We start from the raw sequence: 19,596 nt of genomic DNA, 5'->3' as shown, positions 1-19,596 counted from the left end.
CACCTTAAATAAGAGCCTGCGTTTCCGGGAAACCGAAACGAATATTTGCACATTGCATTGCCTGAGCGGCAGCGCCTTTGAGTAAGTTGTCTTCTGCGGCCACCACGATCAGATGCTCGCCCTGAACGGCAAAGCCGATATCGCAGAACGGCAGACCGACCACATTTTTCAGCGCCGGCACGCCTTTGTCATACAGACGCACCAGCGGTTTATCTGCATACGCCTGCGTGAAGACCGCCTTCACCTGTTCGCTGGTCACACCTGGTTTCAGGCGGCAGGTAATGGTTTCGAGGATCCCACGCGGGAAGCTGCCCAGATGCGGCGTGAAAATCACGTCCGCGCCCAAATGCGTGGTGATTTCAGGGTGATGGCGGTGATTAAACACGCCATACGGCTGAAGGCTCACTTCGCAGAAGCTGTTGGAGATAGCGGCCTTGCGCCCGGCTCCGCTCACGCCGCTGGTGGCGTTGATCACCGGCCACTGGTTCAGATCCAGCAGCCCGGCGTCGATCAGCGGTTTCAAAGAGAGCTGCGCCGCCGTCGGGTAGCAACCCGGAACGGCAATCAGATCCGCTTCTTTCAGCTTGTCTGCGCTCCACTCCGCCAGGCCATACACCGCTTTTTCAAGCAGATCCGGATGCTGGTGAGTGAAGCCGTAATATTTTTCGTAAAACGCGCCGTCGTTAACACGGAACGCGCCGGAGAGGTCAAACACCACGCAGCCGGCCGCCAGGAACTGCGGCGCCAGGTCGTGGCTGACCTCATGCGCGGTGGCTAAAAACACGACGTCGACGCCGTCGGTGAACTCGCTGATGTCAGACATGGGCTGCAAAGGCAGATCAACCATGCCCTTAAGTTGCGGATGCAAATCGGAAATTAACTTTCCCGCATCATTGCTTTGCGCTGACACAGTCAAAGCGGTTATGGTCATATGAGGGTGACGATTTACGTAGCTTACAAGCTCTGCGCCCGCATAACCGCTAGCGCCTACAATCAGCGTATTCAACATCGGGTTCCTTTATGCTCAACGATAATGTATTTTTATTCACATTTATTGCATGAATATTGATACTATCACGACCTAAGGTGTGTCAACAATGAAAATGAACTTACCACCATTTATCGAGATTTACCGCGCCCTGATTGCCACACCGTCCATCAGCGCAACGGAAGAAGCACTGGATCAGAGCAATGCGTCTTTAATCAATCTGCTGGCGGGTTGGTTCAGCGATCTTGGCTTTAACGTTGAGGTTCAGCCCGTTCCCGGAACCCGCCACAAATTTAACCTGCTGGCCAGCACCGGAACCGGCGCAGGCGGCCTGCTGCTTGCGGGTCATACCGACACCGTGCCGTTTGATGATGGCCGCTGGACCCGGGACCCGTTTACCCTGACCGAGCATGACAACAAACTCTACGGGCTGGGCACGGCCGACATGAAAGGCTTCTTCGCCTTTATCCTCGACGCGCTGCGTGACGTGGACGTGACAAAACTGAAAAAGCCGCTCTACATCCTGGCTACCGCCGATGAAGAGACCAGCATGGCGGGCGCACGCTACTTCTCGGAAAACACGTCGATTCGCCCGGATTGCGCGATCATCGGTGAGCCAACCTCGCTGCAGCCAATCCGTGCGCATAAAGGCCATATCTCTACCGCAGTGCGTGTCCTGGGCCAGTCCGGTCACTCCAGCGATCCGGCGCGCGGCGTCAACGCCATTGAGCTGATGCATGACGCCATCGGGCGCATCATGACCCTGCGCGACGATCTGAAAGAGCGCTATCACTACGACGCGTTCACCGTGCCGTATCCGACCCTGAACCTCGGCAGCCTGCACGGCGGCGATGCCTCCAACCGTATCTGCGCCTGCTGTGAATTGCATATGGATATCCGCCCGCTGCCGGGCATGACACTGAGCGATCTCGACGGCTTGCTGAATGAAGCGCTGGCCCCGGTCAGCGAGCGCTGGCCGGGCCGCCTGACGGTCTCCGAACTGCATCCACCGATTCCGGGTTATGAGTGCCCGCCGGATCATCAGCTGGTCGAAGTGGTAGAAAAATTGCTCGGTGAAAAAACCGACGTGGTGAACTACTGCACCGAAGCGCCGTTTATTCAGACCCTGTGCCCGACGCTGGTACTCGGCCCTGGCTCCATCAACCAGGCGCACCAGCCGGACGAATATCTGGAAACCCGCTTTATCAAGCCTACTCGCGAGCTGATCACCCAGGTTGTACATCACTTCTGCTGGCATTAAAAACTGCCCCTCACCCTAACCCTCTCCCCAAAGGGGAGAGGGAATTTGAACACCCTCGCCCCTTTGGGGAGAGGGCAGGGTGAGGGGAGTAAATCCCGCGATCTCCGTCACATTCCCATAAGCATCTCTTATCTGACGCAATGCGAATTAAATTTCGTAAATTACCCGCATTTATTCGTTTGCTGAACCGTTTTCGCAGCAATTGACGACGGGGGTTTTACGTGGCTTTATAAAGGGAGATGACAAAATAATGCCCGGATGCGTTTCGTCTGGGCATAAACAAAAATGATGGGGTGACTGGGTTTTTATGAACGAACAATATTCCGCGTTGCGTAGTAATGTCAGTATGCTCGGCAAAGTGCTTGGAGATACCATCAAAGATGCGTTGGGGGAGAACATCCTCGACCGCGTTGAAACCATCCGCAAGCTGTCTAAAGCTTCCCGTGCCGGTAACGAAGCCAGTCGTCAGGAGCTGTTAACCACATTGCAGAACCTCTCTAACGATGAGCTACTGCCCGTTGCACGCGCATTCAGCCAGTTCCTGAACCTGGCAAACACCGCTGAGCAATACCACAGCATTTCGCCAAACGGCGAAGCGGCCAGCAACCCGGAAGTCATTGCCCGCACCCTTCGTAAACTGAAAGAGCAGCCAGATCTTAACGAAGCCACCATCAAAAAAGCGGTAGAGTCGCTTTCGCTGGAGCTGGTGCTGACCGCCCACCCAACCGAGATCACCCGTCGCACCCTGATCCACAAAATGGTGGAAGTGAATAACTGCCTCAAGCAGTTGGATAATAAAGACATTGCCGACTACGAACGTAACCAGCTGATGCGCCGTCTGCGCCAGCTGATTGCCCAGTCCTGGCACACCGATGAAATTCGCAAGCACCGCCCAAGCCCGGTCGACGAAGCCAAATGGGGCTTTGCGGTGGTGGAAAACAGCCTGTGGGAAGGGGTACCTAACTATCTGCGCGAGCTGAACGAGCAGCTGGAAGAGAATCTGGGCTACCGCCTGCCGGTCGACTTTGTTCCGGTCCGTTTCACCTCCTGGATGGGCGGTGACCGCGACGGTAACCCGAACGTCACCGCGGAAATTACCCGTCACGTCCTGCTGCTAAGCCGCTGGAAAGCGACCGACCTGTTCCTGAAAGACATTCAGGTGCTGATCTCCGAACTGTCGATGGTTGAAGCGACGCCGGAACTGCGCGCGCTGGCCGGAGAAGAAGGCGCCAGCGAGCCGTACCGTTTCCTGATGAAAAAACTGCGCAGTCAACTGATGGCCACCCAGGCCTGGCTGGAAGCGCGCCTGAAAGGCCAACGCCTGCCGAAGCCGGAAGGTCTGCTGAGCCAGAACGAGCAGCTCTGGGAGCCTCTCTACGCCTGTTATAAATCACTGCAGGCCTGTGGAATGGGCATCATCGCCAACGGCGAACTGCTCGATACCCTGCGTCGCGTGAAGTGTTTTGGCGTGCCGCTGGTGCGTATCGACGTGCGTCAGGAGAGTACCCGCCATACCGAAGCCCTGGGCGAGCTGACCCGCTATCTCGGTATCGGCGACTATGAAAGCTGGTCCGAAGCCGACAAACAGGCCTTCCTGATCCGCGAGCTGAACTCGAAGCGCCCTCTGCTGCCGCGCAACTGGGAGCCAAGCAACGAAACCCGCGAAGTGCTCAACACCTGTAAAGCGATCGTGGATGCGCCAAAAGGATCGGTGGCCGCCTATGTGATCTCCATGGCGAAAACCCCGTCCGACGTGCTGGCCGTTCACCTTCTGCTGAAAGAAGCCGGTATCGACTATGCCCTGCCGGTCGCTCCTCTGTTTGAAACCCTCGACGACCTGAACAATGCCAACGACGTCATGACCCAGTTGCTGAATATCGACTGGTATCGCGGCTTCATTCAGGGCAAACAGATGGTAATGATTGGCTATTCCGACTCCGCAAAAGATGCGGGCGTGATGGCCGCATCCTGGGCGCAGTATCAGGCGCAGGATGCGCTGATCAAAACCTGCGAGAAAGCCGGTATTGAGCTGACCCTGTTCCACGGACGCGGTGGTTCCATTGGCCGCGGTGGCGCGCCTGCGCATGCGGCACTGTTATCGCAGCCGCCGGGAAGCCTGAAAGGCGGCCTGCGCGTGACCGAGCAGGGTGAGATGATCCGCTTCAAATACGGCCTGCCGGAAGTGACCATCAGTAGTCTGTCGCTTTATACCAGTGCCATTCTGGAAGCGAACCTGCTGCCACCGCCGGAGCCAAAAGCCTCCTGGTGCCATATCATGGACGAGCTGTCAGACATTTCCTGCGATTTGTACCGCGGCTACGTGCGTGAAAACAAAGATTTCGTCCCTTACTTCCGCTCAGCTACACCAGAGCAGGAGCTGGGTAAACTGCCGCTGGGTTCACGTCCTGCCAAGCGTCGCCCGACCGGTGGCGTAGAGTCCCTGCGTGCGATTCCGTGGATCTTCGCCTGGACGCAGAACCGTCTGATGCTGCCCGCCTGGCTGGGTGCCGGTGCCGCGCTGCAAAAAGTGGTGGAAGATGGCAAACAGAGCGAGCTGGAAACCATGTGCCGCGACTGGCCGTTCTTCTCTACCCGTCTGGGTATGCTGGAGATGGTCTTCTCGAAAGCGGACCTGTGGTTGGCGGAATACTACGATCAGCGTCTGGTGAAACCTGAACTGTGGGCGCTGGGTAAAGAGCTGCGCGAACTGCTGGAAGGCGACATTAAAGTGGTGCTGGATATCGCCAACGACTCACACCTGATGGCGGACCTGCCGTGGATTGCCGAGTCTATTCAGCTGCGTAACATCTACACCGACCCGCTGAACGTCCTGCAGGCAGAACTGCTGCACCGTTCCCGTCTGGCAGAAGAGGAAGGGAAAGAGCCGGATCCACGCGTTGAACAGGCGCTGATGGTGACGATTGCGGGTGTTGCGGCGGGGATGCGTAACACCGGTTAATGCTTTATGCCGGCGGCGCTACGCTTGCACGGGCCTACGACACGTAGGCCTGGAAAGCGTTAGCGCCACCCGGCAATATCCCGGTTCCCACCTCATGTACCACGATATCACGCACATCCTGACGGATCTGATTAACGGCACATTGCCCCTGTATCAGGTGCACTTTGTCGCGCCTGCCGGGAAGCATATCCGAACATCACCTTGTCTCTCAGTTAGCCTGGAAACCCGCTGCGAGGTATGCTTTTCCGCATCCGGGTACGTTCCGCTTCATTCTTCAAACTCTCTCAGAATAAGCTTCGGTAAACAGCAGCTGACGCTTCAGCTCCACCGGGATAATGCCCTTTTACAACAGCAGCAGGTTGCCAGACGAGGTCCCAGAACGGGCGCGTTTCTCCTGCAAACGCTCAATGAGCTGCACATGCAACCGACTGAGCAGGACACGGCCAGGCTGGTGGTGTTAAGTCTGCTCAGCCACTGCCGCGATCTGCTTGGCAGCGAGATCCACACTGATAGCCGCAGCCGCGCGCTCTTTGAAGCCATTCGTCTCTTTATTGACGAACATCATGCCTCAGCGCTGACCCGAGATTCCGTTGCCGAGGCGTTTTATATTTCCCCCAACTACCTTTCCCATCTTTTTCAGAAGACCGGGAACGTCGGGTTCAATGAATACCTGACACAAACGCGTCTGGAACACGCGCGCCAGCTGCTCAAGGGATACGATTTAAAAATCAAGGATATTGCAGCGCGCTGCGGATTTATGGACAGCAACTATTTCTGCCGTCTCTTTCGCAAACACACCGAACGTTCCCCTTCCGAATATCGCCGTCAGTATCACAGCCAGTTGACGGCCAAAAACTAGCATTGTGATCGGCATCTCACTTCGTTAAGCACATTACATTTGTCCAGTATTTGGCAAAATTGACCTGTATCTCCAGTCTGCAGCCCCGCTTTATCCTGTCATCAACCTTTCTGACTTAAGGAAAAATAATGGAACTGTACCTGGATACCGCCAACGTGGCGGAAGTAGAACGCCTGGCGCGCATTTTTCCCATCGCGGGCGTCACCACCAACCCGAGCATTATTGCCGCCAGCCGTGAATCCCTCTGGGATGTACTGCCACGCCTGCAAAACGCCATCGGGCCGGAAGGCACGCTGTTTGCGCAGACCCTGAGCCGCGAGGCAGAAGGCATGGTGGCGGAAGCCAAACGTCTGAGTAACGCCATTCCGGGTATCGTGGTGAAAATCCCGGTGACCGAACAGGGGCTTATCGCGATTAAGGCGCTGAAAAAAGAGGGCATCACCACCCTGGGCACCGCCGTGTACAGCGCAGCCCAGGGCTTGCTCGCTGCGCTGGCAGGGGCAAAGTATGTCGCGCCGTATGTCAACCGCGTCGACGCGCAGGGCGGTGACGGCATCCGCATGGTCCAGGAGCTGCAAACCCTGCTGGAGCTGCACGCGCCTGACAGTAAAGTGCTGGCCGCCAGTTTCAAAACGCCGCGTCAGGCGCTGGACTGTCTGCTCGCGGGATGTGAGGCAATCACGCTTCCTTTAGATGTAGCGCAACACATGCTCGGCACCCCGGCGGTAGAGTCAGCCATAGAGAAGTTCGAGCAGGACTGGAAAAACGCGTTTGGTAACCTCAACCTCTAAGGGAGAATTGTTATGGACCGTATCATTCAATCGCCGGGGAAATATATCCAGGGCGCGGATGTGCTGACCCGTCTCGGCGACTATCTGAAACCTCTGGCACAGCGCTGGCTGGTCGTCGGTGATAAATTTGTACTGGGTTTTGCCGAAGAGACCTTGCGACAAAGCTTTAAAAAAGCAGAGCTGCATGCCGAAATCGCACCCTTTGGCGGCGAATGTTCACAAAATGAAATCGATCGTCTGAAAAAACTCGCTGACAGTGCCGACTGTATGGCGGTGCTGGGTATCGGTGGTGGTAAAACGCTGGATACCGCCAAAGCACTGGCTCACTTTATGGACGTGCCCGTTGCGATTGCGCCGACTATCGCTTCCACCGATGCGCCGTGCAGCGCCCTCTCCGTCATTTACACCGACAGCGGCGAGTTCGATCGCTACCTGATGCTGCCGCACAACCCGAACATGGTGATTGTGGATACGAAAGTGGTTGCGGGTGCGCCTGCGCGTCTGCTGGCCGCCGGGATTGGCGATGCGCTGGCGACCTGGTTTGAAGCACGCGCCTGCTCACGCAGCGGCGCGACCACGATGTCCGGCGGTAAATGTACCCAGGCGGCACTGGCGCTCGCCGAGCTGTGCTACAACACGCTGGTTGAAGAAGGTGAAAAAGCGATGCTGGCGGCAGAACAGCATGTGGTCACACCGGCGCTGGAACGCATTATCGAAGCCAATACCTATCTCAGCGGTGTAGGTTTTGAGAGCGGTGGTCTGGCGGCGGCACACGCTATTCATAACGGTATGACGGCGGTACCGGACGCACATCATTTCTACCACGGTGAAAAAGTGGCGTTTGGGACGTTGACGCAGTTGGTGCTGGAAAACGCGCCGGTAGAAGAAATAGAGACCGTCGCGGCGCTTTGCCACAGCGTTGGGCTGCCCATTACGCTGGCGCAGCTGAATATCAAAGACGACATTCCGGCCAAAATGCGTCTGATTGCCGAAGCGTCTTGTGCGGAAGGGGAAACCATCCACAACATGCCGGGCGGCGTGTCGCCGGATCAGGTTTACGCGGCACTGCTGGTGGCCGACCAGTATGGACAGCGTTTCCTGCAGGAGTGGGAGTAAATAGCATGAATAAAAATCCCCGCATCGGCGGGGATTTTTTTGCCCGTAAGCCGGGTAGGCGTAACCGCACCCGGCATTATGGTTACTTCACGTCAAAGCGATCCAGATCCATCACCCTCGCCCATGCTGCAACGAAGTCGCGGACAAACTTCTCATGCGCATCGTCACTGGCGTAAACCTCTGCCAGCGCGCGCAGCACGGCGTTAGAACCGAAGACCAGATCGGCGCGGGTGGCGGTATATTTCACTTCACCACTGGCGCGATCGCTTCCGGCAAACAGCTCATTGGATTCATCGGTCGCCTTCCACTGGGTATTCATGTCCAGCAGGTTCACGAAGAAATCATTGCTCAGCACGCCCTCACGGTTGGTGAACACACCGTTCTTGCTGCCATCAAAGTTTGCACCCAATACGCGCAGGCCACCGATCAGCACCGTCAACTCCGGTGCGGTCAGTGTCAGCTGCTGGGCCTTATCAATCAGCAGTGACTCCGTCGTGGACACATCCACCTGCGCACGGTAGTTGCGGAAGCCATCGGCAATCGGCTCGAGCAGGTTAAACATCTCGATATCCGTCTGGTCCTGACGCGCATCCACGCGGCCCGGCGTGAACGGTACGGTGACATACACGCCCGCAGCTTTGGCAGCCTGCTCAACGCCTACCACGCCCGCCAGCACGATAATATCGGCCAGGGAGGCTTTGTTGGTGGTGCGCTGGATAGCTTCCAGCGCCGGCAGTGCGCGAACCGCTGCGGCGTTCACGTCCCAGTCACGCTGAGGGGCCAACGCCAGACGTGCGCCGTTGGCGCCGCCACGCTTATCGCCACCGCGGAAGGTTGAGGCTGACGCCCAGGCAACAGAAACCAGTTCGCTGACAGACAGGCCGGACGCGGCAATTTCCGCCTTCAGGCTTTCAATGTCTTCTTTGGTCGGATTGAATACCGCCTCCGGCAGCGGATCCTGCCAGATCAGATCTTCTTTCGGCACTTCCGGACCAAGGTAACGCGATTTTGGACCCATATCGCGGTGAGTCAGTTTGAACCACGCGCGCGCGAAGGCTTCGTTGAAAGCCTGCGGATCGTTCAGGAAACGGCGAGAAATCTTTTCGAATTCCGGGTCAAAACGCAGCGTCAGGTCGGTAACCAGCATCGTTGGCTTACGTTTTTTCGACGGGTCGAACGGGTCAGGCATGATTTCCGGTGCATCCACGGCTTCAAACTGAATCGCGCCTGCCGGGCTGCGGGTCTGTACCCATTCGTATTTGAACAGGTTCTCGAAGAAGTAGTTGCTCCACTGGGTCGGCGTTTGGGACCAGATGACTTCCAGACCGGAGGTAATGGCGTCAGCGCCAACTCCTGTGCCATGCGTGCTGGCCCAGCCAAGACCCTGCGCTTCAATCGGTGAGGCTTCCGGGTCGGTACCCACGTGGGTGGCTTCACCTGCGCCGTGGGTTTTACCGAGGGTGTGGCCGCCCGCAATCAGCGCGACGGTCTCTTCATCGTTCATCCCCATGTTGCCGAAGGTTGCGCGGATCGCCGCTGCCGCTGACAGCGGTTCGCCACTGGCGTTTGGCCCTTCCGGGTTAACGTAAATCAGCCCCATTTCGGTGGCAGCCAGAGGGCGCTTCGCCAGCGCTTCCGGATCGCGGTGGGTCAGCCAGGCTTTTTCATCACCCCAGTTCACGTCCAGATCCGGTTCCCAGACATCTTCACGCCCGGCACCAAAACCAAAGGTGCGGAAGCCGGAATTTTCCAGCGCCACGTTACCCGCGAGGATGAACAGGTCAGCCCAGGAAATTTTTTGTCCGTATTTTTTCTTGATGGGCCACAGCAGACGGCGCGCTTTATCCAGGCTAACGTTATCCGGCCAGGAGTTCAGTGGCGCAAAGCGCTGTTGACCGCGTCCTGCCCCACCGCGCCCGTCAACGGAGCGATAGGTACCCGCACCATGCCAGGCCATACGGATAAACAGGCCCGCATAGCTGCCCCAGTCGGCAGGCCACCACGGTTGAGAGTCGGTTAAAAGTGCTTTGAGGTCGCCTTTCAGGGCAGAGTAATCAAGCTTGCTGAATTCTTTGCGGTAGTCGAAGTCTTCACCCAGAGGGTTAGAACGGTTGGAATGTTGGTTAAGAAGATCGATGCGGAGTTGTTTTGGCCACCAGTCACGGCTGCCTGTACCTGCCCCCGCGCTGTGATCGACGCCGCCCTGATGGAACGGGCATTTGCCGACTGATGCCGCTTTATTGGAATCGTCTGACGTGCTCATCGCTATGCTCCCTTTTACAGTGTTACCGTTACGATATACACCACTAGCAATAAGATATAGTTGAATTAATCCACAGATTCGATAGCTAATACCTTTTAACTTTTCACGCGACTAAAAAAGCCCTCATGATATGAGGGCTTTATGTTTATTATGCCGGGCGAACACCGAGCGTATGACAAATGGCGTAGCTCATCTCCGCGCGGTTCAGGGTATAGAAATGGAAGTCTTTCACCCCTTCGCGACTTAAGATCTTCACCATATCCATCGCGATATTGGCACCCACCAGCTTGCGGGTTTCCGGATCATCGTCCAGCCCTTCGTACATTTTGGACATCCACAGCGGGATGCGCACGTTGGTCATATCGGCAAACTTCTTCGCCTGTTTGAAGTTAGAGACCGGCAAAATGCCCGGGATAATTTCAACGTCGATGCCCGCGGAGACGCAGCGGTCGCGAAAGCGCAGGTAGCTTTCCACATCAAAAAAGAACTGCGTAATGGCACGGTTTGCCCCGGCATCCACTTTACGCTTCAGGTTAAGCAGATCGGCCTGGGCGCTTTTCGCTTCCGGGTGTACTTCAGGATAAGCGGCAACGGAGATATCAAAGTCCGCGACTTCTTTCAGAAGAGCGACCAGATCCGCCGCATACATTTCCGGCTTACCGCTACCCGGCGGCAGGTCGCCACGCAGGGCGACGATATGACGAATGCCGTTGTTCCAGTAGTCCTGAGCGATGGCACGCAGCTCGTCGCGGGTCGCGTCAATACAGGTGAGGTGCGGCGCCGCCTCCAGACCGGTACGATCTTTGATGCCTTTAATGATGCTGTGCGTGCGGTCACGCTCACCGGAGTTCGCGCCGTAGGTCACCGAGACAAACTTCGGTTTCAGGCTGCTGAGACGATCGATAGAGCTCCACAGGGTTTGCTCCATTTCACTGGTGCGAGGCGGGAAAAATTCAAAAGAGACGTTAATCTGGCCGTTTACTTCGGCCAGGCTCTGATTCAGTGCTTCCCGCTGGTTGGCGTGAAAAAAGCTCATACCTTACCTCTATCAATCGCTTGTCATTGTCTGTTGTGTTGTGAACTTCTATACGTTTAGACGTCCAGATGTAAAAATGACGGAAAAGCGCAGGGACGTCAACATAAATAATCAACAATAACGGTGAGGTTTGCTCAGGGAAGATGAAGGAAATTCATGATGGGGTGGAAAGACCCCTCACCCTAACCCTCTCCCCAAAGGGGAGAGGGAACGATGACACCCTCTCCCCTTTGGGGAGAGGGCTGGGGTGAGGGGCGTTACAGCAGCTTAGCCAGACGGTTAATGTCGGACTGGATTGCCCCGGCGGTCACATCACGCCCCGCGCCAGGACCGCGGATCACCAGCGGGTTATCGCGATACCAGCGGCTTTCGATGGCAAAGACGTTATCGCACGGTAGCAGCGCCGCCAGCGGATGTTCAGGACGCACCGCCTCGACACCGACACGCGCTTTTCCATTCGCCTCGAAACGCGCTACGTAACGCAGCACCAGACCCATCTCGTTCGCCGCTTCCAGACGCTGTACCATCTGCTCGTTAAGCTCTTCACCATTCTCAAAGAAATGATCCACCGAGCCCTCCTCACAGCCAGCAGGCACCAGTGACTCGACGCGGACGGAATCCGGCTCGATGTCATAACCGGCTTCACGCGCCAGGATCACCAGCTTACGCATGACGTCTTTACCGGAGAGGTCAACGCGCGGATCGGGTTCCGTTAAGCCCTGCTGCCACGCCTGATCCACCAGGTCAGTGAACGGCACGGTGCCGTCAAACTGCAGGAACAGCCAGGAGAGCGTGCCGGAGAAGATACCGCTCAACGCCAGAATGCTGTCACCGCTTTCAATCAGGTCACGTACCGTGTGGTTAACCGGCAGGCCAGCTCCAACCGTGGCGTTGTAGAGCCAGTGGCGTCCTGTTTTTTCAAACGCGTCGTGGATTTGACGGTATTTATCGGTACTGCTTGCCCCTGCCAGTTTGTTCGCACTGATAACGTGGAAGCCGTGGCTGGCAAAATCAAGATACTGATCGGCAAGCTGTTCACTGGCGGTAACGTCCAGCACCACCAGATCGTCATACGGGTGCGCGCGCATCCACAGGAACAGCGACTCTTCATCCTGCTCGACGGCTTCGTCATTAAAGAAGGCAAGCGCGCGGCTGGCATCCAGCCCTTCGTAGTTCAGCAGGCTGCGGCGGCTGTCCACGACGCCTGCGAGAATGAATTCAAAGCCGGTACGCGCCGAGAGCGTGACCTGCTCGCGGGCAAACAGCTCCAGCCAGCGGGAACCGATGTTGCCTTTACCAAACAGCACCAGGCCGATGCGTTTTTCGGCGCGGAACAGAGAGGTATGCAGGCCCTGAATCAGGCTTTCGGTAGGACCTTTGCGCAGGACGGCGACCAGGCTGATGCCCTCTTCCGATTGCCAGGTAAATTCCACCGGCTGGCCTTTCAGCTGCTGCCAGAAGCGGTGGCAGTGCAGCGGGTTACGGGTGACGCCCGCCCCCACCATCGCCACCATTGCCAGTCCCTGACGCAGGCGAAGCTCGCCCGGCAGACCCGCTTCATCGAGGATTTTCAGGGCGCTGTCCGCCACTTCAGCGGTGTAGCAGAACTGCAGCAGCTGTCGGTCATTGTGAACCCCCACGGCCAGCGGGCGTACCTGAGCACGCTTTAACACCAGGTCGATCTCTTTATGCGCCAGTTTGAAGTCCTGGCCCGCCGGCACCTGGAACTCAATCAGACAGATGTCGTCATGGCTGGTGACGATACGCGCGCCGGTACCGGACGCCAGAACGCGCTCAATGCGCGTGGAGCCTTGATCCGGGGTGTAACTGCAGCGCAGCTGCAGGTCGATATCGCTACCGGAAACCGGCTGCAGCGTACGGGTGTGCAGCACCGGTGCGGCCAGACGGGCCAGCTCGCTGGCTTCATCCAGACGCAGCAGCGGCAGCAGGCAGGCATCTTTCACTTTACGCGGGTCCGCGCTGTAAACACCCGCCACGTCGCTCCAGATGGTGACGCGAGAGACGCCCGCCAGGGCGCCAATCTGCGTTGCCGAGTAGTCGGAACCGTTACGGCCAAGCAGTACGGTTTCGCCTGCACTGCTGCGGCTGATAAAGCCAGTCACCACAATCCGTTTGCCCGGGTGCTGCACCAGCAGCTGTTGCAGCAGCGGGTAGGACAAACCTTCATCCACCTGCGGCTGTGCGGCGCGTTCAGCGCGCAGGAAATCACGCGCATCGAGCCAGGCGGCGTCCACCCCCAGATGTTGCAACACTGCGGCCATCAGACGCGCGGACCACACTTCACCGTGGCCCACCACTTCGGCATACACCGCATCGGTAATACCGCTGTCGAGCAGCGCAGCCAGACGCTCAAGGTCATGGGTAAAGGCGCTGATCAGCCCGTCAGCCACGTCCGCAGGCAGCAGGCCGGCAATCAGCTCGCTCTGATAACGACGTAAGGACTGTTGCACCTGATGCGCAGAAAGGCGATCGGTCTGGCTCAGTTTCAGCCAGCTAATCAACTGGTTGGTGGTGCTGCCTGCCGCAGAGACAACCATCATGTCCCCCGGCTGCGAATACTCGGTCATGATCCCTGCGACACGCAGATAACATTTCACATCAGCAAGACTACTACCACCAAACTTGTGCAGCTGACGACCCTTCGCCCCTGCCTGCGCTATCACACTCATGATTACCCCTTGGCTGCGACCCGGAAGCCATTTTCCAGATCGGCAATTAAATCTTCAGAATCTTCAATACCGGTTGAGATCCGCAGCAGCGTCTCAGAAATCCCGGCGGCGGCACGTGCTTCGGGTGCCATACCTGCGTGCGTCATGGTCGCGGCGTGGGAGATCAAGCTTTCAACCCCACCTAAGGATTCCGCCAGCGTAAACAATGACAACCCGCTCAGGAAGCGACGCAGCGTTTGCTCGTCACCGTCCAGTTCAAAACTTAACATCGCGCCAAACCCTTTCTGCTGACGCGCGGCAATCTCATGCCCCTGGTTTTCAGGCAGCGACGGGTGGTAGAGCTTTTTCACCAGCGGCTGGGTTTTCAGGAAATCAACAATCGCCTGGGCATTGCGCTGCGCCACGTCCATACGCGGCGACAGCGTGCGAATGCCGCGTAACAGCAGATAACTGTCGAAAGCCCCGGCGGTGACGCCAATGTTATTCGCCCACCATGCCAGTTCGGTGACAACATCAGGATCTTTAGCAATCACCACGCCCGCAACCACGTCAGAATGGCCGTTCAGATATTTTGTGCATGAATGCAATACCAGATCGGCACCCAGTGCGAGTGGGTTCTGAAGGGCCGGACTGAGGAAGGTATTATCCACTACACTTATCGCTCCCGCATCCCTTGCGAGCTGACAAATTTTCGCAATATCGACAACGCGCAACAATGGATTGCTTGGACTTTCCACCAGGACCAGCTTCGGTTTCTCTGCCAGCGCCTGTTTCAGCGCCTGTTCGTCGTTTTGATCGACAAACAGTACGCGATAGCAGCCGCGTTTCGCCAGGCTATCAAACAGACGATAGCTGCCGCCGTAGCAATCGTGCGGCGCCACCAGCAGATCGCCCGGTTTCAGGAACACGGTGGTGACCAGATGAATGGCGGACATCCCGGTATTGGTTAATACTGCCCCTGCGCCACCTTCCAGTTCCGCCAGCGCGCGCTGGGTCACGTCACGCGTAGGGTTGCCACGACGCGAGTAATCATGCGCGCGGGGTTCATTAAATCCGGTGAAATTATAGGTACTGGAAAGATGAATGGGCGGGACAACGCAGCCGTACTGCTCGTCATCATTTAATCCGCTACGCACTGCGATAGTGGCCTGTTTACGCGTCATGGTGAGGGCTTCCTGGCGAATGAGGTGAAAAGTCAGGCACCAGAGTAAACATTGAAAGTATGGACGTCAATACATCTGGACATCTAAACTTCTTTGCGTATAGATTGAGCAATGCGCAAATAGCCGTTAAAATTATATGCTTTAGTGCACGCTGCAGCGGCAATATCCGTGCCACGGTATCGTCTCTACGGTAAACTAGGCAAGATTGCGGTTCAAAACGGGTGGTTACAGGTTTTGCACCTTTAGATAAATGACTGAGAGGATTAAAGGTATCTCATGGCTGAATGGAGCGGCGAATATATCAGCCCATACGCTGAGCACGGTAAGAAGAGTGAGCAAGTAAAGAAAATTACGGTTTCCATTCCTCTGAAGGTGTTGAAGATCCTCACCGATGAACGTACGCGTCGTCAGGTGAACAACCTGCGCCACGCAACCAACAGCGAACTGCTGTGCGAAGCGTTTCTGCATGCGTTTACCGGTCAACCGTTGCCGAACGATGACGATCTGCGCAAAGAGCGTAGTGACGAAATCCCGGAAGAGGCGAAGGTGATCATGCGTGAACTGGGTATTGACCCGGAGACGTGGGAATACTGAGAAGCGGATACAAAAAAGGCACCTTGCGGTGCCTTTTTTTCGGGAAACTTATTTAGCGCCCGGGATGCTGAAACGCTTGTTGAAGCGGTCAACACGGCCACCGGTTGCAACATCACGCTGCTTACCAGTGTAGAACGGGTGGCATTTGCCGCACACGTCCAGGTTCAGATCGTGACCCACGGTAGAGCGGATCTGGATAGAGTTACCGCAAGAGCAGTTTGCAGTAATCATTTCGTATTTCGGGTGAATATCTTTTTTCATGGGAGAACCTCAGTTAAGGCCGCGTCGCTCTTCCAGCCCTAACGCCAGACACCACGCGATGTTGATTGTAAGTTCTTTGGCGTAAAGTACACCAAAGGCGGCGAATCATACAGAATTTGACCAACGTATGCAAACTGATCCGCACGCCGCTTTCACTAATGTGTATACTAACGCGCCACTTTTCAAGTCAGGAAGATTCGATGCCCGTCGCTCACGTTGCCCTGCCCGTTCCGCTTCCCCGCACCTTTGACTACCTGCTGCCTGACAGCATGAGCGCAAAAGCGGGCTGTCGCGTGACCGTGCCGTTCGGCAAACAGCAGCGTGTAGGGATCGTCGTCTCCGTCAGCGATAAAAGCGAATTACCGCTTAACGAACTGAAATCGATTGTTGAAGTGCTGGACAACGAGCCGGTTTACTCCCTCAGCACCTGGCGACTGCTGCTGTGGGCGGCGGATTACTACCATCACCCGATTGGCGATGTTCTGTTCCACGCCCTGCCGATCATGCTGCGCCAGGGCAAGAGCGCCACCCATGCGCCAGTGTGGTACTGGTTTGCGACCGAGCAGGGCCAGTCGGTGGACATCAACAGCCTGAAGCGCTCGCAGAAACAGCAGCAGGCGCTGGCGGCCCTGCGTCAGGGAAAAATCTGGCGTCATCAGGTTGATGAGCTCGAGGTCAGCGAAACGGCGCTACAGGCTTTAAGAAAGAAAGGGCTGAGCGAGCTGGCAAGCGAAGCACCTGCCCTGTACGACTGGCGGGAGCGTTTCTCCGTCTCAGGGGATCGCCTGCGTCTGAATACCGAGCAGGCCACCGCCGTCGGCGCGATTCATAGCGCCTCCGACCATTTCTCTGCCTGGCTGCTGGCGGGGGTCACCGGCTCCGGCAAGACCGAAGTCTACCTGAGCGTGCTGGAAAACGTGCTCGCTCAGGGCAAGCAGGCGCTGGTGATGGTGCCGGAAATTGGCCTGACGCCGCAAACCATCGCCCGCTTTCGCGAACGCTTCAATGCGCCGGTTGAAGTGCTGCACTCCGGCCTGAACGACAGCGAACGGCTCAGCGCCTGGCTGAAAGCGAAGAACGGCGAAGCGGCGATTGTCATCGGCACCCGCTCGTCGCTGTTTACGCCGTTTAAAAACCTTGGCGTTATCGTGATCGACGAAGAGCACGACAGCTCCTATAAACAGCAGGAAGGCTGGCGCTATCACGCCCGCGATCTGGCGGTTTATCGCGCCCACAGCGAGCAAATCCCCATCATTCTTGGCTCCGCCACGCCTGCGCTCGAAACGCTGCACAACGTGCGCCAGCGTAAATACCATATGCTGCGCCTGACGCGCCGCGCGGGGAATGCCCGTCCGGCCATTCAGCATGTGCTGGATCTGAAAGGTCAGCAGGTGCAGGCAGGGTTAGCGCCCGCGCTTATTACCCGCATGCGCCAGCATTTGCAGGCGGGGAACCAGGTCATTCTGTTCCTTAACCGACGCGGGTTTGCCCCCGCCCTGCTGTGCCACGACTGCGGCTGGATTGCCGAGTGCCCGCGCTGTGACCATTACTACACCTTCCACCAGGCCCAGCGTCATTTGCGCTGCCACCACTGCGACAGCCAGCGCCCGGTGCCACGCCAGTGCCCCTCGTGCGGGTCTACGCATATTGTGCCGGTTGGTCTGGGGACGGAGCAGCTGGAACAGGCTCTGGCCCCTTTCTTCCCGGATGTGCCCATTTCCCGTATCGACAGAGATACCACCAGCCGCAAAGGGGCGCTGGAGCAGCAGCTGGCGGAAGTGCATCGCGGAGGCGCACGCATACTGATTGGCACCCAGATGCTGGCCAAAGGCCATCACTTTCCGGACGTGACGCTGGTCGCTCTGCTGGACGTGGACGGCGCGCTGTTCTCTGCCGATTTCCGCTCAGCCGAGCGTTTTGCCCAGCTCTATACCCAGGTGGCGGGACGTGCGGGGCGCGCCGGCAAGCAGGGAGAAGTCGTTCTGCAAACGCACCACCCGGAGCACCCGTTGCTGCAAACCCTGTTGCACAAAGGCTATGACGCCTTCGCCGAGCAGGCGCTGGCCGAACGCCAGACCATGCAGCTTCCCCCGTGGACCAGCCACGTTATCATCCGCGCGGAAGACCATAACAACCAGCAGGCGCCGCTTTTCCTGCAGCAGCTGAGAAACCTCCTGCAGGCCAGCCCGCTGGTGGATAATCAACTGTGGATTTTAGGTCCGGTTCCGGCGCTGGCGCCCAAGCGCGGGGGACGTTTTCGCTGGCAAATTTTGCTCCAGCACCCCTCGCGGGTTCGTCTTCAGCATATCGTCAGCGGCGCGCTGGTGCTGATTAACACCCTGCCCGAAGCGCGAAAAGTGAAGTGGGTTCTGGATGTCGATCCCATCGAAGGCTGAAGGCGGATCGAAAAATTTAACGCTCCTCACACTTTTTATGAAAATTCTGTAACCGATTCCATTAACTATCTGTAAAAATGGTGACGTCAGAAGTTCGGTGTTCAGGCGAGGAGAAGACGTTGAAGTCCAGGAAAGAGGTTGCTGCGGCGACCATGAAAGACGTTGCCGAGAAAGCACAAGTCTCAACGGCAACCGTGTCCCGCGCATTAATGAACCCGGATAAAGTCTCCCAGGCGACCCGTAACCGGGTGGAGCAGGCTGCGCTGGAAGTGGGCTATTTTCCGCAGGCAATGGGGCGTAACGTGAAGCGCAACGAGTCGCGTACCATTCTGGTGATTGTGCCGGACATCTGCGACCCCTTCTTCAGCGAGATTATTCGCGGAATTGAAGTCACCGCGGCGGAACAGGGCTACCTGGTGCTGATTGGCGACTGTGCCCACCAGAACCAGCAAGAAAAAACCTTTATCGACCTCATTATCACCAAGCAGATTGACGGTATGCTGCTGCTTGGCTCGCGCCTGCCGTTCGACGCCAGCATTGAAGAACAGCGGAATTTACCACCGATGGTGATGGCCAACGAGTTTGCGCCAGAGCTGGAGCTGCCGACGGTCCATATCGATAACCTCACCGCCGCATTCAACGCCGTGAACTATCTCCAGGAACTGGGACATAAACGGATTGGCTGCATTGCCGGGCCGGAAGAGATGCCGCTGTGTCACTACCGTCTGCAGGGCTACGTGCAGGCGCTGCGCCGTACCGGCGCCATCGTCGATCCGCACTACATTGCGCGCGGTGACTTTACCTTCGCAGCCGGTGGTCAAGCACTGGAAAGGCTGCTGGATCTGCCAGAGCCGCCAACCGCCGTATTTTGTCACAGCGATGTGATGGCGCTGGGCGCGCTTTCGTACGCCAAACGTCGCGGCCTGCGGATACCGAAAGATTTATCTATCATCGGATTCGATAATATTTCGCTTTCAGAATTTTGCGATCCGCCGCTCTCAACGGTTTCTCAGCCGCGCTACCAAATCGGTCGCGAAGCGATGCTTCTTCTGCTGGATCAGCTTCACGGTCAAACAGTTAGCAGCGGCTCACGGTTGCTGGACTGCGAACTGATTGTCCGTGGCACGACCCAGGCATTGACTTAAAGTAAACGTCTTTAGGACACCCTTATCTGGTCAAAGCCCCGCCGCTTAAGTAACATGGCGGACTGACGAACGAA

Annotated in this window: 15 protein-coding genes; 8 read left to right on the top strand and 7 right to left on the bottom strand. The window is 57.1% G+C overall.

All coding sequences use genetic code 11. The annotated features are described in order from the left end of the window. Nucleotides 1-4 precede the first annotated feature (4 nt). Nucleotides 5-1,009 carry an N-acetyl-gamma-glutamyl-phosphate reductase gene (gene argC, locus GM298_RS19050; protein ID WP_095450646.1) on the bottom strand — a complete coding sequence of 335 codons (1,005 nt, stop codon included), beginning with the start codon at nt 1,007-1,009 and terminating at the stop codon, nt 5-7. A gap of 88 nt (nt 1,010-1,097) precedes the next feature. Between argC and argE the strand changes: the two genes are divergently transcribed. Then, nucleotides 1,098-2,249, top strand: coding sequence for an acetylornithine deacetylase (gene argE / locus GM298_RS19045; RefSeq protein WP_025758843.1), 1,152 nt, complete (start codon nt 1,098-1,100; stop codon nt 2,247-2,249). 307 nt (nt 2,250-2,556) lie between these two features. Beyond that, the gene (ppc, locus tag GM298_RS19040; protein WP_025758842.1) at nt 2,557-5,208 is read left to right on the top strand and encodes a phosphoenolpyruvate carboxylase; all 2,652 of its coding nucleotides are present in this window, start codon (nt 2,557-2,559) and stop codon (nt 5,206-5,208) included. A 34-nt stretch (nt 5,209-5,242) separates the two neighbouring features. On the opposite strand, the gene GM298_RS19035 is transcribed toward ppc, so the two are convergent. Then, on the bottom strand, nt 5,243-5,371 hold the full coding sequence (locus tag GM298_RS19035; protein ID WP_266155067.1) for a hypothetical protein: 129 nt from the start codon (nt 5,369-5,371) through the stop codon (nt 5,243-5,245). On the opposite strand from GM298_RS19035, the gene GM298_RS19030 reads away from it, so the two are divergent. The 3 genes from GM298_RS19030 to gldA all read left to right on the top strand — a co-directional run bounded on the left by GM298_RS19030 (nt 5,351) and on the right by gldA (nt 7,974). Further along, nucleotides 5,351-6,067, top strand: a complete 717-nt coding sequence (locus GM298_RS19030) for a helix-turn-helix transcriptional regulator (RefSeq protein WP_229235385.1) — start codon at nt 5,351-5,353, stop codon at nt 6,065-6,067. The genes GM298_RS19035 and GM298_RS19030 overlap by 21 nt on opposite strands. Nucleotides 6,068-6,195: 128 nt before the next feature. After that, on the top strand, nt 6,196-6,858 hold the full coding sequence (gene fsa / locus GM298_RS19025) for a fructose-6-phosphate aldolase (RefSeq protein ID WP_025758839.1): 663 nt from the start codon (nt 6,196-6,198) through the stop codon (nt 6,856-6,858). Nucleotides 6,859-6,870: 12 nt separating this feature from the next. Beyond that, a complete protein-coding gene (gldA, locus tag GM298_RS19020; RefSeq protein WP_059386302.1) occupies nt 6,871-7,974 on the top strand; it encodes a bifunctional L-1,2-propanediol dehydrogenase/glycerol dehydrogenase in 1,104 nt (367 codons plus the stop codon). Nucleotides 7,975-8,056: 82 nt separating this feature from the next. Here gldA and katG read toward each other — a convergent pair whose 3' ends face one another. From katG to metB, 4 genes are all read right to left on the bottom strand, one after another. Beyond that, nucleotides 8,057-10,237, bottom strand: a complete 2,181-nt coding sequence (katG, locus tag GM298_RS19015; RefSeq protein WP_025758836.1) for a catalase/peroxidase HPI — start codon at nt 10,235-10,237, stop codon at nt 8,057-8,059. 148 nt (nt 10,238-10,385) lie between these two features. Next, a complete protein-coding gene (gene metF, locus GM298_RS19010) occupies nt 10,386-11,273 on the bottom strand; it encodes a methylenetetrahydrofolate reductase (RefSeq protein ID WP_014833750.1) in 888 nt (295 codons plus the stop codon). Nucleotides 11,274-11,530: 257 nt separating this feature from the next. Then, nucleotides 11,531-13,963: a bifunctional aspartate kinase/homoserine dehydrogenase II gene (locus tag GM298_RS19005; protein WP_047959715.1), complete on the bottom strand. Its 2,433-nt coding sequence runs from the start codon at nt 13,961-13,963 to the stop codon at nt 11,531-11,533. A gap of 2 nt (nt 13,964-13,965) precedes the next feature. Continuing rightward, the gene (gene metB, locus GM298_RS19000) at nt 13,966-15,126 is read right to left on the bottom strand and encodes a cystathionine gamma-synthase (RefSeq protein WP_021242813.1); all 1,161 of its coding nucleotides are present in this window, start codon (nt 15,124-15,126) and stop codon (nt 13,966-13,968) included. A 276-nt stretch (nt 15,127-15,402) separates the two neighbouring features. Here metB and metJ point away from each other — a divergent pair, with 276 nt between their 5' ends. Then, the gene (metJ, locus tag GM298_RS18995; protein ID WP_003862042.1) at nt 15,403-15,720 is read left to right on the top strand and encodes a met regulon transcriptional regulator MetJ; all 318 of its coding nucleotides are present in this window, start codon (nt 15,403-15,405) and stop codon (nt 15,718-15,720) included. 48 nt (nt 15,721-15,768) lie between these two features. On the opposite strand, the gene rpmE is transcribed toward metJ, so the two are convergent. Beyond that, on the bottom strand, nt 15,769-15,981 hold the full coding sequence (rpmE, locus tag GM298_RS18990; RefSeq protein WP_003862040.1) for a 50S ribosomal protein L31: 213 nt from the start codon (nt 15,979-15,981) through the stop codon (nt 15,769-15,771). Between the two features lie 200 nt (nt 15,982-16,181). Between rpmE and priA the strand changes: the two genes are divergently transcribed. Together priA and cytR are read left to right on the top strand one after the other, a co-directional pair. Further along, on the top strand, nt 16,182-18,377 hold the full coding sequence (gene priA, locus GM298_RS18985) for a primosomal protein N' (protein ID WP_128339388.1): 2,196 nt from the start codon (nt 16,182-16,184) through the stop codon (nt 18,375-18,377). A gap of 119 nt (nt 18,378-18,496) precedes the next feature. After that, nucleotides 18,497-19,522: a DNA-binding transcriptional regulator CytR gene (cytR, locus tag GM298_RS18980; RefSeq protein WP_025758831.1), complete on the top strand. Its 1,026-nt coding sequence runs from the start codon at nt 18,497-18,499 to the stop codon at nt 19,520-19,522. The last annotated feature ends 74 nt before the right edge of the window (nt 19,523-19,596 follow it).

Source organism: Enterobacter sp. HSTU-ASh6 (genome assembly GCF_026319105.1).
Classification (GTDB): domain Bacteria; phylum Pseudomonadota; class Gammaproteobacteria; order Enterobacterales; family Enterobacteriaceae; genus Enterobacter; species Enterobacter sichuanensis.
The sequence above is the reverse complement of the archived record's forward strand: the minus strand, read 5'-3'. Positions and strand labels throughout refer to the sequence as shown.

Coding starts and splice junctions, on each gene's coding strand:
- argC (WP_095450646.1), bottom strand. CDS start 1,009: ATGTTGAATACGCTGATTGTAGGCGCTAGCGGTTATGCGGGCGCAGAG.
- argE (WP_025758843.1), top strand. CDS start 1,098: ATGAAAATGAACTTACCACCATTTATCGAGATTTACCGCGCCCTGATT.
- ppc (WP_025758842.1), top strand. CDS start 2,557: ATGAACGAACAATATTCCGCGTTGCGTAGTAATGTCAGTATGCTCGGC.
- fsa (WP_025758839.1), top strand. CDS start 6,196: ATGGAACTGTACCTGGATACCGCCAACGTGGCGGAAGTAGAACGCCTG.
- gldA (WP_059386302.1), top strand. CDS start 6,871: ATGGACCGTATCATTCAATCGCCGGGGAAATATATCCAGGGCGCGGAT.
- katG (WP_025758836.1), bottom strand. CDS start 10,237: ATGAGCACGTCAGACGATTCCAATAAAGCGGCATCAGTCGGCAAATGC.
- metF (WP_014833750.1), bottom strand. CDS start 11,273: ATGAGCTTTTTTCACGCCAACCAGCGGGAAGCACTGAATCAGAGCCTG.
- GM298_RS19005 (WP_047959715.1), bottom strand. CDS start 13,963: ATGAGTGTGATAGCGCAGGCAGGGGCGAAGGGTCGTCAGCTGCACAAG.
- metB (WP_021242813.1), bottom strand. CDS start 15,126: ATGACGCGTAAACAGGCCACTATCGCAGTGCGTAGCGGATTAAATGAT.
- metJ (WP_003862042.1), top strand. CDS start 15,403: ATGGCTGAATGGAGCGGCGAATATATCAGCCCATACGCTGAGCACGGT.
- rpmE (WP_003862040.1), bottom strand. CDS start 15,981: ATGAAAAAAGATATTCACCCGAAATACGAAATGATTACTGCAAACTGC.
- priA (WP_128339388.1), top strand. CDS start 16,182: ATGCCCGTCGCTCACGTTGCCCTGCCCGTTCCGCTTCCCCGCACCTTT.